Raw genomic sequence first — 15,096 nt, 5'->3', positions numbered from 1 at the left:
ACAAATTCCAACTGCAGCGGTTCAACGAGCGTACTGTAATTGTGGGAGCTTTAGTTCTTTACGCAGGATTTAACAGAGCCGATTGCACGATATTGTGCCGCTGCTTAGCTTGGTAGCAGGGTGTGAGTAGTGGTGTAATTATTGGTGTTGCAGCACAGATTGAGAAATCATGTATTAAACTGGCGCGCTAAAAAATAATGCGACTCTCACAGTTGGAGAGCCGTATTACTTTGCAACTTGTGGGCAAATAACTCTATGGTTTAGTTTTTACGCTTATTGCGCACCCTTGTTGGAGCAATGCCCGCGGCAGTGAGAGTTAAAGCGCCCAGCAGCAGCGGGAGCGCGGCAGGGTTATCCGTTGTGGCGAGTCTGTGCGCAATACTCTGCTGCGGCTGTGTTGGTTCCTGCGAAACTATGTGCTGAGTAGATTCGGGCACAGTTTGCGCGGCAGGGTTATCCGTTGTGGCGAGTCTGTGCGCAATACTCTGCTGCGGCTGTGTTGGTTCCTGCGAAGCTATGCGCTGAGTAGATTCGGATACAGTTTGCACGGCAGGTATCACATAGATTGGCGGCGGATCTTGCACCAGAGTTTCTGCGATCACGTAGGGAGTTCTTGTTGCAGCCTGTTTAGCCGCAGCCTGCTCAGCTAATAGTTTGTTCAGCTCAGCTGTTAAGAGTGCTAGCTGCTGCTGCGCGGCTGTAACCCCTGCTGCAGCGCTATCACGCTGCGCAGTTGCCTCGCGCACAGCCGCTCCTGTGGCCGCCTGTTTACTTTCCGTTGCTGTTAGCGCAGCTGTTGCGGCTGCGAGTTTATTAAGCGGATCAACTAGTTCAGGAAACAGAGGAGTTACCTGAGGCGCAAGCTGAATCAGAGTTTCTACGCTAAGCGCAGAAATTACCCCGTTCTTTTTTTGCAACTCAGACACTGTCTTGTTTGCTGCGGCAAGCTGCGCTTCTAGCGAGCTTATAGCAGCCGCTATTTTTCGCATATTATCAGCGGCTTTTTCCTGAGCTGCTGCTGCATCCGCAGCAGCAGCTGCAGCAGTGTTAGCGAGCGCTTCAAGAGTTGTTAGCTGTTTCTGTGTTTCTGCTGTCTCAGTATATTTGTGAGCAATGACAATAGCTTCCTGCATCACCTTCTGCGCCGCAGCTTCCTGCAACTGTAATTCTTTATTCAGAGTTGCTAGCTGCAGTGTTTTTTGACCGTGAGCTGCGGTTGCGCTGTTCAGAGCCTTATCGACCTCAGCGAGCATAGCAGCAGCACGCTCCTGATGTGCTAAGAACTCATCCAAGACATTTTTCTTTGCAGCAGTTTCCGCAGCAAGCACAATGAGAACATCAACTGTAAGCTGTCCGTGTTGAGCTGTTTTTTCTGCGAGCGTTTGCTGTAATTGTGCGTACTCGCCCTGTTCTTCAACTGCCTGTTCGCGTTTTAGCTCAAGCTGGCTTGTGAGAGCGCGTTGCTTCTGTTCCGCATCGTAATAAGTCGTGGAAGCTTCGGATATATCGCTCCTAAGCTGCTCAAGAAGTACCTCCTGTTGCGTGTGCAATGCCCGCAAGTTTTGCAAGTTTGCCTGCTTTTCAGATATTTCCGCTGTGAGCGTGGTTATCTCCTGCGTCAGTCTGTTGAGAATATCCTGCAACTGCTGTATATCATCATCAGTGAGCTGATCTGGCGGGGTGTCAGAGGTTTTGTTGCTGGTATCTGCAATACTAGCAAAATAGTTTGCAAGGGATAGCACCGGGCGATCCGCAACCGCTCCCAACACAGCGTGGTGTCGCGCTGGGGCGGCGGTCTGCTGTTTGCCATCGGTGAAGATAGAGCTTCTAAACTCTTCGCTGTCGCGCATAAACTGGCTAAACAGAGCCTCTTTGAAGCGATAAGCTGCGGAGTCTTGCGCGCGATACTTATTCTTTTCAAAGTCCTGCTGCAGGAACTTTTCAAACTGGCTGAGCAGATCTGCGTAATTGCGGATTGTTATTGTTTCACCGCGGAAATCATTAAGCGTAACCTCTTTCAGCTTAGACTCCGCGCGTAGTTTATTCTGCGCGTAGGCGTCTTTTTTATAATCTTTCAAAGAGGTGAACTGGCCCTCAAAAATGCGCGGCATAATAGCGGTGTCTGGTAGGTTGCGAGCTCCCTCAGCAGCCGCAGCAGCGCCATATTTATCTGAGGCATACGGCACAAATCCGCCCTCGTAACCGCGCGCTGCGAGTAGCTCAAACGCGTTGCGTCTAAACGCGCTCTCGCCTGTTATGCCAAGATCAGATTCTGCTGTTCCGTATAGCGGATCAAGCACCGGGATCGTCCAGTATCCGTTCTGTTCTTGCACCTCACCCGTTGCGCGTAGCTGTCGTGTAAGCATCAGCGAGTTTTCAACCAGGTCGCTGATACTGCGCAGGTTCATTGCCTCAATATCCTGCTGTGTTAGCGGATCATAAGAGTTAAGGTGGCGAATTGTGCCGGTTGGATGGTTGCCGAGGCGCGCCAGAATTTTTGCTTGATCCGCTGTGCTACGTTTCAAGATTGCTTCTGCCTCAGCGTTTTCTAACAGGTGCAGTGCTTCAAAATAGCCTTTGAAATACTCGTTAAGATCGTTAACGCTCTGGAAGCGGTCAGGGTTCTTATTGTGCAGGTAGCTGTCGTTTGCGCCGGGGGTGAAATTATCAGCCTGGTTGAAGCCGAACACATCGTGCGAGGCTGAATCAGGGTTTTGTAGCAGCGAAGTTGGGTAAAGCTCAGGCTCTGAACGGCGGCGTGTTTTCTCTCCGCCAAGGAAAACGTGGCGGTCAAGGTTGTGTACCATTTCATGAGTGTAGGTGCTAACACCGTTGAGGATACCACGCACAACCATAAAGGTCTCGCTGTGGTTAGAGTATCCGTACGTTCCGTTTGCCGGATACCACCTGCCGATAGGACCAAAGAACTCTTCAATAGCGCGGAAGCTTTTTGAGCCGTAGCTCTCTCTCCAGCCTTTAGGTGAGAGATAGCCGTCCCACACAGGAATCGCATTGACGAGTTTCTCGCGCATCTTTTCGTTACCGATGCGATACCACATATCGTAATAGTCACGATATTTCTTAGCGTATTCACCGATGCGATCTTTAACCTCAGCGATTTTAGCTGGCACATCCGCAGCTGTTGTTGTCGTTGCGTCATAGTAGCGTTGGAAAGTGCCAAGCGCCACGCTTGTCATATTAACAACAACAAAAAGGCTGTTCTCGCTGACGGTAAGAATTGGCAGCAAGCCATTCCTGAAGCGGGAGTTCTTAGTGAATCTATCAGATGCAAGCACATTAGCATCAGGGTTAGCTGTTGATGGCGTTTCTAAGATGTACGCTTTTGTGGTTTGTTTAAACCAGTCATCAAAGCTAGCCGTCGTGGTGTGCTGCTGTCGTAGCTGCTCAAGCAGGGTTGCAATATCGCTGTGACCTGTTTCTACCGCAAAAAGCTGTTCATATGTTTTTAGAGTGTTGCGCGGATTAAGTAGATTATAGCTACTTCCCAGACGAATTAGGGTGTCAAGAGCGGATCTATTGAGACCGTAGTACTCCGGATTGAATATCAGTGCATCACGTAGATTCACAGACCCGAAATTAATGTCATACCACTTGTTGACATAGGCAAGACCGAGCACCAGGGCTGCTTTGTTTTGCATAGCCTTGATAATCAGCTGCTCCTGGGTGCGCCTATCAGCAACAACAAAGCCGTCAAGGGTTAGCACTTTTGCGATTTGCGAAGCCAGCTGATCGCGCTGTTTCTCAATGGTTTCACGCAAATACAGCAGCCCACGGTAGTCCTGTTGCATTTGTGCTAGAGTGCTCTGCTCAGATGGCGCAGGGCGGTTTTTCTTGGTTGCCTCAGCAACTGCGCGCTCGTGTCGTTTTTGTAGCTCGTTTTGCCAAGCATCAGCGCCGTAAAGTTTTACGATGTCAATATTATCAAACTTAACTCGACGCAGTTCAGAAGCGATATTTCTGTAATCTGTGGCGCTAAGCTCACTCACCTGTCGTGGCGTGTAGGGGAGAGCATCTGACATCAAATAATTTGCTAACCCGTCAGACTTGAGCGAGTCTTGTGTTAGCTGAACCGCGCGTTTCTCGACTGTGCCGTCGCTGAAGTGCAGCAGAATCGCGTCAATCCGCTTTGCTTGGGTAGCTGTTGTTACAAGCGGTGCTCCGTTAGCGGTTGCAGTAACCGAGCGCAAAACCTTGGTAACCAGCGCATCCGCCGCATCAAGTTTGTTAGCTGCTTTCACAACGGTTGCTGCATCAGCGTAGGGGAGTAGCAGTGAATAGTTGTGGTAGGCTTGTATTCTTTCGGCGATGGCCTCTGGCTTGTTGAACTGCGCTGATGCCTGCTGCGCGGCAACGACGCGGGCATCGCGTGAGAGTTGAAGCCCGTCACGCATGAACTGTTCAGCAACATTAAGTGCTATAGTTCTGCCGTAGTTGCCGCCTCGATCCGTTTTTCCGGAGCTTTCATTTTCAAGCATGAACACTTGCTGAATCTTGCCCCTAAACCCGGTGTCACCATGAATTAGAGTTCCTCCGTTCACTTGCATTGCGCTCAGCGCACGATTTAGTGTGCCTTGCCTGCCGCTCCACAGAGAGCCGATGAGCCCGCCAACTTGACCGTGCCCGTTCACGTTGTTAATTTGCCCTCCGGCGTAGACCCTGTGCGCAGCGGAGCCATCTACCAAGCGACCGGCAATACCGCCAACTCGGTTGCGATTGTCTCTGCCGTGCATTGTGTTAATAGTGCCCTGGAAGCTGGCGTCGGTTATTTTACCACCGGAGAAGTTGCCGAAAAGCCCGCCAACGTTAGACTCGTTGCCTTTGTATTTCACGGTGATTGTGCCAACCATTGAAACGCCCGTTGCGGTGAGCTGTGAGGCGTTTGCAACAATTGCGCCTACGTGCTGCGCCGCTTCGATGTTTCCGCTGACGTGTACCTGCTCAATAACAGTGGCAGCGGTGCTGGTTTGTGCGAGCGCTGCGGTGGCGGCAGCGGTGCTTACGATGTTCACACCTGTGAGCTCAAGATTTTTAACCTGCGCGCCCGCTAGTTCGCTAAACAGGGGTTTTTTGAGCCCGTGAATTTGAAACCCCTGGGCGTCAAAAGTTCCTGTAAAGGGTGTTGCTAGGTAGCTGGGTTCGTTTGGTGCTGGAACCTCATCCGCATACACGTTTTTGCCGAGTTTGAAGTTACCTGCCGGGTTTTGTTGCATAGCGTTAAGCAGGCTTGCAAACGATGTGTAGGTGTTATCAACAACAGGAGCTGTTTGGGTTACAGACACGCTAACTGTGCGTGCAGTGCCGTTTTGACCCGGCAACTCTGCGCTGAATTTGTACTGTGTAATCCCGTTTTCAACCGTTTCTGAAACGCTGGTTACTGGCATTCTTGCTTCGTCGCCGTTTGGCATTTTAACACCTATGGTGTACTCATAGCTTCGCTTGGGTAGCTGCTCAATTTCTGTGATGCGCACCGGAGCTTTTCCGGCGGCGGATCGGAACAGCGTAGCCGGTTGCGCTGTAATATCAGCGAGCAGCTCGGCATCTTGTATTTGCGCAGCAGGTTTTGCATCTGGTTTAGTTTGCGCGGAGGTTGCTGGCGCAGTAGCTGGCATTGCGGAAACCTGACCAGCAGGTTTTGCTTTTGCCTTATCTATTGTGTCGCTGATCTGCTTGTGATCATCCTGTGCTTGGGCTAGCTCAGTTTCGTTCTGTGCGAGCTCTTGCTGTAGCTGTTTGATCTGGTGTGAAAGCTGTTCTTTTAACGTTTGAGCGATTGTGCTTGACTCGGTAAGCGTTTTGAGTTTTTCTCTGAGATCATCTTGAGTCGTAGTTGCCTCGGTAAGCTCGCTTTCAAGATCTACAATCTGGCGTGCTAGCTCTTGAGATTTTTTAGTTGTTACAGCAATAGCTGCTGCAGTTTCTTTTATCTCTTGCTCGATTGTTTTAGCTGCTTCAGTTTTGCTCTCTTCTATCGCAGCCGCTTTTTCATAATCTTCTCGAGCTTTGGCCACTTGTTGCTGCAGATCGGCTAGTTTGTGCTTTGTCTCATGCTGCTGTGCTGTTATATTTTGCAGCTCAGTCTGCGCCTGATCAACTTCGCGTTGCGCGTCTTGCTCCCGCGTTTGCAGCTTCACTATCTCGGTAATTAGGTCGTTTTGTTGCTGCTGTGCGGCTTTAAGTTGCTTATCAAGAGCCGCAATTTCTTGTGGCAGTTCGGCTAATCGCTGCTTAATTCTCTCGGCAGTAGCCGGATCGTTTACGAGCGCGCTGTCTACTGAGCTTAGCGCGCCGCGTAACGCTTCTCTTGCGGCTATGCTGTTAGCGGCGGCTTCCTCGCTTGCAGCGGCGAGCTGTTCGAGCTGTTTTTGCGCCTGCTGCTTTGCGGTCTGTTGCGTGCTAATCTGCTGCGGAATATCTGTTATGTTTTTATTTGCCTCGGCAAGTTCTGCCACGCTTTTGCGCTGCGCCTGTTGCAGGGCGGTGGCTACCCGCTGCTGTGCGAGTTGCGTGTTTGCCTTTGCTTTTTGTGCGGCTTGTGCCACAGCAGTTTGCTTTTGAGCTGCTGCGGCAAGCGTTGTTTCCTGCGCTTGTGCTTGCTGTTGTGCTGTTGCGTGCGCAAGCTGTGCCTTTTGCACCGCGGTTTGCGCCGCCGCTATCTGATCGTCGGTTGGATCGTGCGGCATAATTGGTCCGGGTATTTCAACGCAACGCGGATCTGATTGCCAGAAGGTTGCGTTGGCTGCTGCGAGCGGGGTTAAAGCGGACCCTAAGACGCTTCCTACTAGACCGAGACCTGCAATTTTGTTGATATTTTTATTATTTTGCACATAAATATTTTAGCCGCCTTAGCTGGGATATACCAAAAAAAGCGTTATTAAATCTTTACTAAACCGTCATCTTTGCGTTATGAAAAACTTTCAAAACAGCGGGTCGGTTGCGGTTTTAAGCTGTGCGACCGACCCGCCAGGTGAATACTAGTTATGCTTGTTTTCCCGGTTTTCGCGCCGTACTAAAAGGATGTTTAGAATTATAGCTCCGAGTCGAGCATTGCTATGCTCCCGCCCACGCCAGAGTTATGCCAGATGTAAACCACCGATATTAGTCCGGCGGAAAAAAGCGCATATGTATTACCGTGGATTTTTATATTCCCTATTCTAAACACAATAAATCCTCGCCGGTTTTAGATCACTCTTTAACCCGTATTCGGCTCGCACCGTTCCTGGGCTTGATATAGTTAAAGCACAGACGACCAGTGCTGATACAATCCCTGCTTTAGCTTATTTGTAATCACTGTTACCTCCTTATGGTAAATCCCGGTTGTTTGGGAATAACCCGCACCTGACTATTTTCAGCAACTCTGCAGAAAACAGTTCCTGCAGAGTTTGGCAAATTGTAAAATCTGCCGTGCAGGGCGTTAGCTGTGTTGCTAATGCTGGCTATTTCTAGCTTGGCTTAAACATACTAAAAGAGGCTGAAAATAAACTGAATATGTAATGGTTTGGTGCTTAATAACTCCTTTGGCAGTTGTTAGATAAATTGGATGTTTATTTGGCTAATAGGTGGTTCGTTTTGATTCGGTGGTTTTATTTGATTTTTTAGCAAGACTGTGAGTATAATTTTACGATGTTGTAAACACTGTTGGGATATGGTGTAATTGGCAACACGGCTGATTCTGGTTCAGTTGTTCTTGGTTCGAGTCCAGGTATCCCAGCCAAATAAGGGTGTGGCGAAAGGTAAACCTTTCGCCACACCCTTATACTTGCTAAGTGTTAGTAGCTGCGCACCGCAATAACCGCGTTATGCCCGCCAAAACCAAATGAGTTACTGATTGCAAGCTGATCCGCTGATCCAAGCTTAACAGGCGCGGCTGAAATATTTAGCGGAATTTCAGGATCCTGCTCAACAGTGTTTATCGTTGGCGGGGCAGTGCGATTAGCAACCGCGAGCACCGTGAAAATAGCCTCCAGAGCACCCGTGCCACCGAGTAAATGCCCTGTTGAGCTCTTCGTTGCCGACACCGGAATCTCGTTAACGCGATCACCAAAGACGCGCCGCAGTGCGGCGTACTCTGCAATATCGCCAACGGGGGTGCTGGTTGCGTGCGCATTAATATGGGTTACCTCTGCCGGTTGCGCACCGGCCTCGGCAAGTGCCAGATCAACTGCGCGCTGCGCGCCAATACCCTCGGGGTCGTTAGAGGTAATGTGATAAGAATCAGCGGTAATACCGCCGCCCGCAAACTCTGCATAAATGCGTGCGCCGCGCGCTTTGGCGTGCGCCTCTGTTTCGAGCACGAGCGCAGCCGCGCCCTCGCCCATAACGAAACCGTCGCGGTCAATACTGTAGGGGCGTGAGGCTGTTTCTGGGGTGTCGTTGCGAGTTGACAGCGCTTTCATCGCCGCAAAAGAAGCAACTGTGACCGGATGGATAGCGGATTCTGTGCCGCCGGCGATAACAACATCCGCCAGTCCCGCTTTGAGATTGTGGATCGCGTGCACAAGTGATTCCGTGCTGGATGCGCAAGCGGACGCAACAGTGTGCGCGTACGCGCGCGCGTTAAAATGCATCGAAACTGCGGCAGCTGCGGCGTTTGGCATGAGCATTGGCACTGTCATAGGCAGCACGCGGCGCGGTCCGCGTTCCCGCAGGGTGTCCCACCCGTTAAGCAGACTCCACACGCCACCGATACCCGTCGCAAAATCAACTCCGAGCCTATCGCAGTCAACCTCGGGGTTGCCAGCGTTAGTGAAAGCCTCAATCGCGGCGATAACGGCGAACTGACTTGCCGGATCCAGCCTTTTAGCCTGCGGTCGTGGCAGGATTTCTGCGGGGCGCACAAGCGCCTCACCCGCAAAGGTAACAGGCAGTTCATACTTGCTAACCCACTCGTGAGTTAGTGTGCGCACACCAGATTTACCAGCGAGCAAAGCTTGCCAGGTGTCTGGCACGTTACCACCCAGGGGGGTGCTTGCGCCGATTCCAGTTACAACAATTTTGGTCATGTTAATACTCCAGCAAATCTGTGACGTACACAAAAGCTGCGCGGGACGTTAAAGTTAGAAAACGTGCCCGCGCAACATCTTTAGTCTAAAAATTAGACCTGCGCCTTTGTGATAAATTCAACCGCGTCACCAACAGTGCGCAGGTTTTTAACTTCTTCGTCAGGGATTCTAACATCGAATTTTTCCTCGGCGTTAACAACAATTGTTGTCATCGAGATTGAGTCGATGTCAAGATCGTCTGTGAAAGATTTCTCCAGCGCAACAACCTCTGGCGCAATACCGGTTTCATCATTAATAAGCTCTGCCAGACCACTAAGTACTTCTTCGGTGGTAAATGCCATATGTGTCTCCTTGTAGTAAATAAAAAAAGTTCCCGCTAACGATTTTACGTTAAATTATATCTGAAATATGTATTTTAGTGTTTTTACGGCAAACGCACCACCTGGGATGCGTAAACAAGCCCCGCACCAAATCCAATCTGCAGCGCCAAACCACCGCTGGCCTCGGGGTTTTCTGCCAGCAGTTGATGCATCGCTAGTGGAATGGACGCCGCTGAAGTGTTGCCGGTTTCGCGAATATCGCGGGCAATCAAAACGCTCTCTGGCAGTCCCAGCTGTTTTGCAAACTCGTCAATAATGCGCATATTTGCCTGGTGCGGCACAAAAGCGGTTAGATCCTTCGCCTCGATGCCCGCTGCTTCCATGGTTTTGCGGGCAACTTTCGCCATTTCCCAGACGGCCCAGCGGAACACGCTGGAACCATCCTGACGCAGGGTCGGCCATGCCGCCTCTCCATCACGGAACTCAATAAGCGTGTTGTTCATGCCAACTGCCGCGGCGCGCGATCCGTCAGCACCCCACACGGTCGTCGAAACCCCGGGTTCGCTGGCAGCGCCCAGCACTGCCGCGCCCGCGCCGTCGCCCAGCAGGAAAGAAATGCTACGGTCGCTTGGATCCACCACATCTGAGAGCTTCTCAGCACCGATAACAACCGCGTATTTAGCCTGCCCGGAGCGGATCATCGCGTCCGCCTGCGCGATACCGTAGCAGTAGCCGGCACAGGCGGCGTTGCTGTCGTAAGCGGCAGCGTTGATCGCGCCAACCTTATCGGCCAGCACGGCCGCAAGGGACGGGGTCTGCTGCACGTTGCTAATTGTCGCAACTATTACAAGACCGATTTCTACGGGGTCAACACCCGACTTTGTGATCGCCTCCTGCGCCGCACTAACGGCCAGATCTAGTGCGCTGGTGCCTTTTTTGGCGCGCTTGCGGGTTACAATTCCGGTGCGCTGTTGAATCCACTCGTCAGAAGAATCGATCGCTGCAACCAGCTCGTTGTTTGTCACCGCAAGCTCCCCGCGAGCCGCTCCCATCGCGAGAATTCGGGATCCCGGCGCGGTTTCTGTCTGCTGAAGTTTAATGTTCATGTTATGCCCTAATCGTTTTGTGCGTTTGCTGTAAGCTTGGTAACTAAAATTTTAACGTCCTCCGGAGTGCTGATCTTAGATATTGCAACCCCTTTCATGGCGCGCTTTGCAAGCCCGGATAGCGCCCCGCTGGGAGCTAGCTCGACCAGCTGCGACACGCCGTCTTGCAGCAGTGATTCCATGCACAGATCCCACCTCACTGGGGTTGCGATCTGTGAAATCAAAAGCTCTAAATATGCGCTGCCAGAATCAACAACGCTGCCGTCTCTGTTTGTGTAGAGGGGTACCTTAGGATCCTCGATTAAGAACTCCTGCTTCGCCTGCGTCAGCTCATCACGCGCCTGTGCCATTGCGTCAGTGTGAAAAGCGCCGGCTACGCGCAACTGGATAACTCGAGTTTTTGCGGGCGGATCGCTAACCAGCTTGGCAACGTTTGCGAGCGCACCAGCAACCACCAGCTGCCCGGCTCCGTTGTAGTTTGCGACGGTTAATTGCAGCTCCTCCAAGCGCTGCTGCAGTTCTGGGGTGGCAGCGCCCAAAACTGCAGCCATCGAGGTAGCGGATGCGCCGGCACACCGCTGCATTGCGCGAGATCTCGCCGCAACAAACTCGAGCGCGGCTAGTGCGTTAAAAACACCGGCACCGTAGGCGGCTGTGATCTCGCCAACGGAGTGCCCGGCAAAGCACAGTCGCTGCTGCACGACCGCAGCTGTTGCAGTGTCCAGTTTGGCAAGTTCAGCGTTGATGGAGTTAAGCGAGAGAATCCCCGCGGCAACTATTAGCGGCTGCGCAATGTTGGTGGCGCGGATAGTCTCAGCATCGCTAACTGTGCCGTGTTTGACCAGGTCGATTTCGATCCGCTCTGACATCTCGCGCAGCCAGCGTTTAGCGTCGCTGCCGGCAAGCCACGGCTCTAAAAAGCCGGGGGTTTGTGAGCCCTGACCAGGGCACGCAATTACAATCATTACACTCTTCTTCCTTAGTTTTAACGGCTTAGTTTTTAACGGGTGAGCGAGCTTAGGAGTCGCCTCCGGTGCTGCCCGTTGAACCGGCGTTTATTTCTGATATGCGGTATTTTTTGTAGGCTTCAAAAGGTATCCAGTCGGCAATTTCGCCCTGCGCTGCAAGCTGCTGCAGCACTTTCACAACAACTGATTCGCGGTCAATTTTGAAACTGCGGCGAGCTGCGGCGCGGGTGTCGCTGAAGCCAAAACCGTTAGCGCCGAGCACGCTGTAATCACCCGGAATAAAGGCGCGGATCTGCTCTGGTACGCCGCTTTCAAAGTCACTGACAGCGACAAAAGGACCCTTGGCATTCGCAAGTTTCTGCGTCAGATAGGGCTGCGGAGCCGGCTTATCGAGATTTGCAAAGGCCGTATCGCGCGCGCGCACTCCGTCGCGATACAGCTCGCTCCAGCTTGTGACGCTCCATACATCGGCACTAACTTTCCAATCTCGGTGCAGCAGCTCAGCGGCCTCAATCGCCCACGGCACAGCAACGCCGGAAGCTAGAATCTGGGCTTTGTACTCTCCGGCAGCACCCTCGTGTACGCGGTGAATACCGCGTACAATGCCCTCAACATCAACATTTTCAGGCTCGTTAGGATGCACAATTGGTTCGTTGTAGACGGTTATATAGTACATAACGTTTGGATCTTCATGCTCACTGCCGTACATGCGCTCTAACCCGGAGCGCATAATATGACCGATTTCGTAGCCGTAAGCAGGGTCGTACGAAATAACCGCCGGGTTTGTTGATGCCAGCAGCAGCGAATGTCCGTCAGCGTGCTGTAGCCCTTCGCCGGTGAGCGTTGTGCGCCCGGCGGTTGCGCCGATTAGGAAGCCGCGGGTCATTTGATCGCCCGCCGCCCAGAAAGCGTCGCCGGTGCGCTGAAATCCAAACATTGAATAGAAAATATAGATCGGAATCATTGGCTCACCCTGGGTTGCATAGGATGTGCCGACGGCAGTGAACGCGGCAGCCGCGCCCGCCTCGTTAATTCCAACGTGCAGCAGCACGCCCTGCTCGCTCTCTTTGTAGGCGAGCAGCAGGTTGCGGTCAACGGAGGTGTATGTTTGCCCGTTTGGGTTGTAAATTTTAGAGCTGGGGAAGTAGCTATCCATCCCAAAGGTGCGCGCTTCATCCGGAATAATCGGCACAAATCGTGGTCCGTAGTTAGGATCGCGCATTAGGTCTTTTAGCAGCCTGACAAACATCATAGTCGTTGCTGCTTTTTGCGAGCCGGAACCTTTTTTGGCTATTGCGTAGCGTTTTTGTTCTGGTAGCTCAAGCTGCGTGTACTTACTGCGGCGCTGCGGCACGTATCCGCCGAGCTGTCGCCGCCTGTCCTTGATGTAGGTTATTACATCGCTGTTTTCGTTAGGGCGGTAGTATGGCGCTTGATACGGGTTGGCCTCTAGCTGCGCATCGGTAACAGGAATCCGCATTGTGTCGCGGAACAGTTTCATGTGGTCAACCGTCATCTTTTTCATCTGGTGGGTTGCGTTGCGACCCTCAAAGTGCGGCCCGAGACCGTAACCCTTGATAGTGTGCGCCAAAATTACGGTTGGGCGACCCCTGTGCTCGGTTGCTGCCTTATAGGCCGCATAAACTTTGCGATAGTCGTGCCCGCCACGCCGCAGCGCCCAGATTCGATCGTCGCTATAGTTTTCAACCAGTTTCAGGGCTTGTGGATCGCGCCCGAAGAAGTTCTGCCGAATATACGCGCCGCTTTCGGCTTTGTATGTTTGGAAGTCACCGTCCGGGGTTGTGTTCATCAGATTCAGCAGTGCGCCGTCTTTGTCGCGGTTGAGCAGGTCATCCCACTCACGCCCCCAAACAACTTTAATTACGTTCCAGCCCGCACCGCGGAAATAGCTTTCAAGCTCCTGGATGATTTTACCGTTACCGCGCACAGGACCGTCAAGGCGCTGCAGATTGCAGTTGATAACAAAAGTGAGGTTGTCGAGCCCTTCATTTGCCGCAACCTGCAGCTGCCCGCGGCTCTCAACTTCGTCAAGCTCGCCATCGCCAAGGAAAGCCCACACGTGCTGGTCGCTACAGTCTTTAATGCCGCGATTGGTGAGGTACTTGTTAAACTGCGCCTGATAAATAGCGTTAATTGGTCCAAGCCCCATAGAAACGGTTGGGAACTGCCAAAAATCAGGCATTAAACGCGGGTGCGGATAGCTCGGGATGCCACCGCCGGGGTGCGACACTTCCTGCCTGAAACCGTCAAGCTGGTCTGCTGTGAGGCGTCCCTCCAGGAAGGCGCGCGAGTATATCCCGGGTGAGGCGTGCCCCTGCACAAAAATCTGATCGCCGCCACCGGGATGATCCTGCCCGCGGAAGAAATGGTTAAAGCCTACCTCGTACAGTGACGCGGCTGAAGCGTAGGTCGAAATATGCCCGCCAACCTCAACGCCGGGACGTTGCGCACGCTGCACGAGCATGGCCGCGTTCCAGCGGATGTACGAGCGATACTCGCGCTCTAAAGATTCGTCACCGGGGAACTCTGGCTCATTAACCGACGCAATTGTGTTCACATAGTCCGTTGTTGGCACCTGCGGTACGTTTAAGTGCAGCTCGCGAGAGCGAGCCAAAAGCGAGGTCATAATTTCGCGTGCGCGACTCGGACCGCGTTGCTCTGCGAGCTGGTCGAGCGATTCTTGCCACTCGGCGGTCTCTGCGGGGTCTGAATCCGGCGTGTTTGGTGCGTAAGGATCTTCTGTATTAACAGGCATTTTAATTCCTCTGCTCGTGGTCTAACGCTGAGCGCAGCAGATCGCTCAATTACGCAAATAGTTTACTATCGTCTCGCTGAGTAATTGGAGTTTTGCGTGCGTTCGCACTGTAAATGATTACTTAGAGGTTGCTTAACAGTGCACACAATCTAAACGCAGAGAACCCCTCGAACTCGCACGAGCGAATCCAAGGGGTTCTCTCTGAACTGTCGTGTTAAAACACAGTAGCTAAACTATGCCCTACTGCTGCGGCGGCGGTGAGCGGTGATAATCACAACACCAGCTCCCAAAAGAACAAAAACACCACCCAACAACGGTACAACCGTTCCCACGGCACCCGTGTTTACCAGTGTCCTAGCACCTGTTTCACTACTATCCGCAGGCGTTTCTACTGGCGCAACAGACTCCGGTGCTACCGGTGTTTCCGGCACAACAGGCACTGACGGTGCTGGCTGTTCCGGCATCACCGGTGGTACCGGTTCTGACTCCGTCTCTGACTCTGGCGCTGGTGCCGGTGATGGCGCTGTCTCCGGTGCTGTCTCCATCTCCGTCTCCATCTCCGTCTCTGGCGCTGGAGCTGGCGCTGGAGCTGGCGCTGGAGCTGGCTCTGATGGTGCTGGCTCTGATGGTGCCGGTTCTGATGGTGCTGGTTCTGATGGTGCTGGCTCTGACGGTGCTGGCTTTGGTGCTGGTGGTAGAGCATCCACAGCAACCTGCACCTCAGTATTCTCCGTCACCTTCTGCACTACCGGATTCGGAAGATTCCACTCCCAACCCTCAGGAACCTGAACATTATTAACAGTCACAGTACACGTACTACCCTTTAAAACACTCTCAGATAAAACCTTCTTTGCAGTGTTACTGTTTGGAAACTGAAGCACCTGGGTAAACTGACTGTTAATATAG

General features: G+C 52.4%; 6 protein-coding genes, 1 tRNA gene and 1 pseudogene. 1 reads left to right on the top strand and 7 read right to left on the bottom strand.

Going from position 1 to position 15,096, the window contains the following annotated elements:
- Positions 1–260: 260 nt before the first annotated feature.
- The gene (locus tag KJY78_RS04720) at positions 261–6,845 is read right to left on the bottom strand and encodes a ZmpA/ZmpB/ZmpC family metallo-endopeptidase (protein ID WP_214337464.1); all 6,585 of its coding nucleotides are present in this window, start codon (positions 6,843–6,845) and stop codon (positions 261–263) included.
- Positions 6,846–7,657: 812 nt separating this feature from the next.
- Here KJY78_RS04720 and KJY78_RS04715 point away from each other — a divergent pair.
- Positions 7,658–7,732 (top strand) — tRNA-Gln (locus tag KJY78_RS04715).
- A gap of 55 nt (positions 7,733–7,787) precedes the next feature.
- Here KJY78_RS04715 and KJY78_RS04710 read toward each other — a convergent pair.
- The 6 genes and pseudogenes from KJY78_RS04710 to KJY78_RS04685 all read right to left on the bottom strand — a co-directional run.
- Positions 7,788–9,020 (bottom strand): beta-ketoacyl-[acyl-carrier-protein] synthase family protein, encoded by a 1,233-nt coding sequence (locus KJY78_RS04710; RefSeq protein WP_214337463.1) that lies wholly within the window; start codon positions 9,018–9,020, stop codon positions 7,788–7,790.
- 92 nt (positions 9,021–9,112) lie between these two features.
- Positions 9,113–9,361: an acyl carrier protein gene (locus KJY78_RS04705; RefSeq protein ID WP_214337462.1), complete on the bottom strand. Its 249-nt coding sequence runs from the start codon at positions 9,359–9,361 to the stop codon at positions 9,113–9,115.
- Between the two features lie 83 nt (positions 9,362–9,444).
- Positions 9,445–10,446: a beta-ketoacyl-ACP synthase III gene (locus KJY78_RS04700; protein WP_214337461.1), complete on the bottom strand. Its 1,002-nt coding sequence runs from the start codon at positions 10,444–10,446 to the stop codon at positions 9,445–9,447.
- 8 nt (positions 10,447–10,454) lie between these two features.
- A complete protein-coding gene (locus KJY78_RS04695) occupies positions 10,455–11,411 on the bottom strand; it encodes an ACP S-malonyltransferase (protein WP_214337460.1) in 957 nt (318 codons plus the stop codon).
- A gap of 52 nt (positions 11,412–11,463) precedes the next feature.
- The gene (gene aceE, locus KJY78_RS04690; protein WP_214337459.1) at positions 11,464–14,190 is read right to left on the bottom strand and encodes a pyruvate dehydrogenase (acetyl-transferring), homodimeric type; all 2,727 of its coding nucleotides are present in this window, start codon (positions 14,188–14,190) and stop codon (positions 11,464–11,466) included.
- Positions 14,191–14,423: 233 nt separating this feature from the next.
- Positions 14,424–15,096 (bottom strand): annotated as a pseudogene (locus KJY78_RS04685) (hypothetical protein); the annotation flags it as partial.

The sequence above is a fragment of the Canibacter zhuwentaonis genome, assembly GCF_018531145.1.
GTDB classification, from domain to species: domain Bacteria; phylum Actinomycetota; class Actinomycetes; order Actinomycetales; family Microbacteriaceae; genus Canibacter; species Canibacter zhuwentaonis.
Note: the sequence above shows the minus strand (reverse complement) of the source record. Positions and strands in the feature narration are given on the sequence as shown.

Excerpts from the sequence above, each read along its gene's own strand:
- KJY78_RS04710 (WP_214337463.1), bottom strand. The coding sequence starts at position 9,020 with ATGACCAAAATTGTTGTAACTGGAATCGGCGCAAGCACCCCCCTGGGT.
- KJY78_RS04705 (WP_214337462.1), bottom strand. The coding sequence starts at position 9,361 with ATGGCATTTACCACCGAAGAAGTACTTAGTGGTCTGGCAGAGCTTATT.
- KJY78_RS04700 (WP_214337461.1), bottom strand. The coding sequence starts at position 10,446 with ATGAACATTAAACTTCAGCAGACAGAAACCGCGCCGGGATCCCGAATT.
- KJY78_RS04695 (WP_214337460.1), bottom strand. The coding sequence starts at position 11,411 with ATGATTGTAATTGCGTGCCCTGGTCAGGGCTCACAAACCCCCGGCTTT.
- aceE (WP_214337459.1), bottom strand. The coding sequence starts at position 14,190 with ATGCCTGTTAATACAGAAGATCCTTACGCACCAAACACGCCGGATTCA.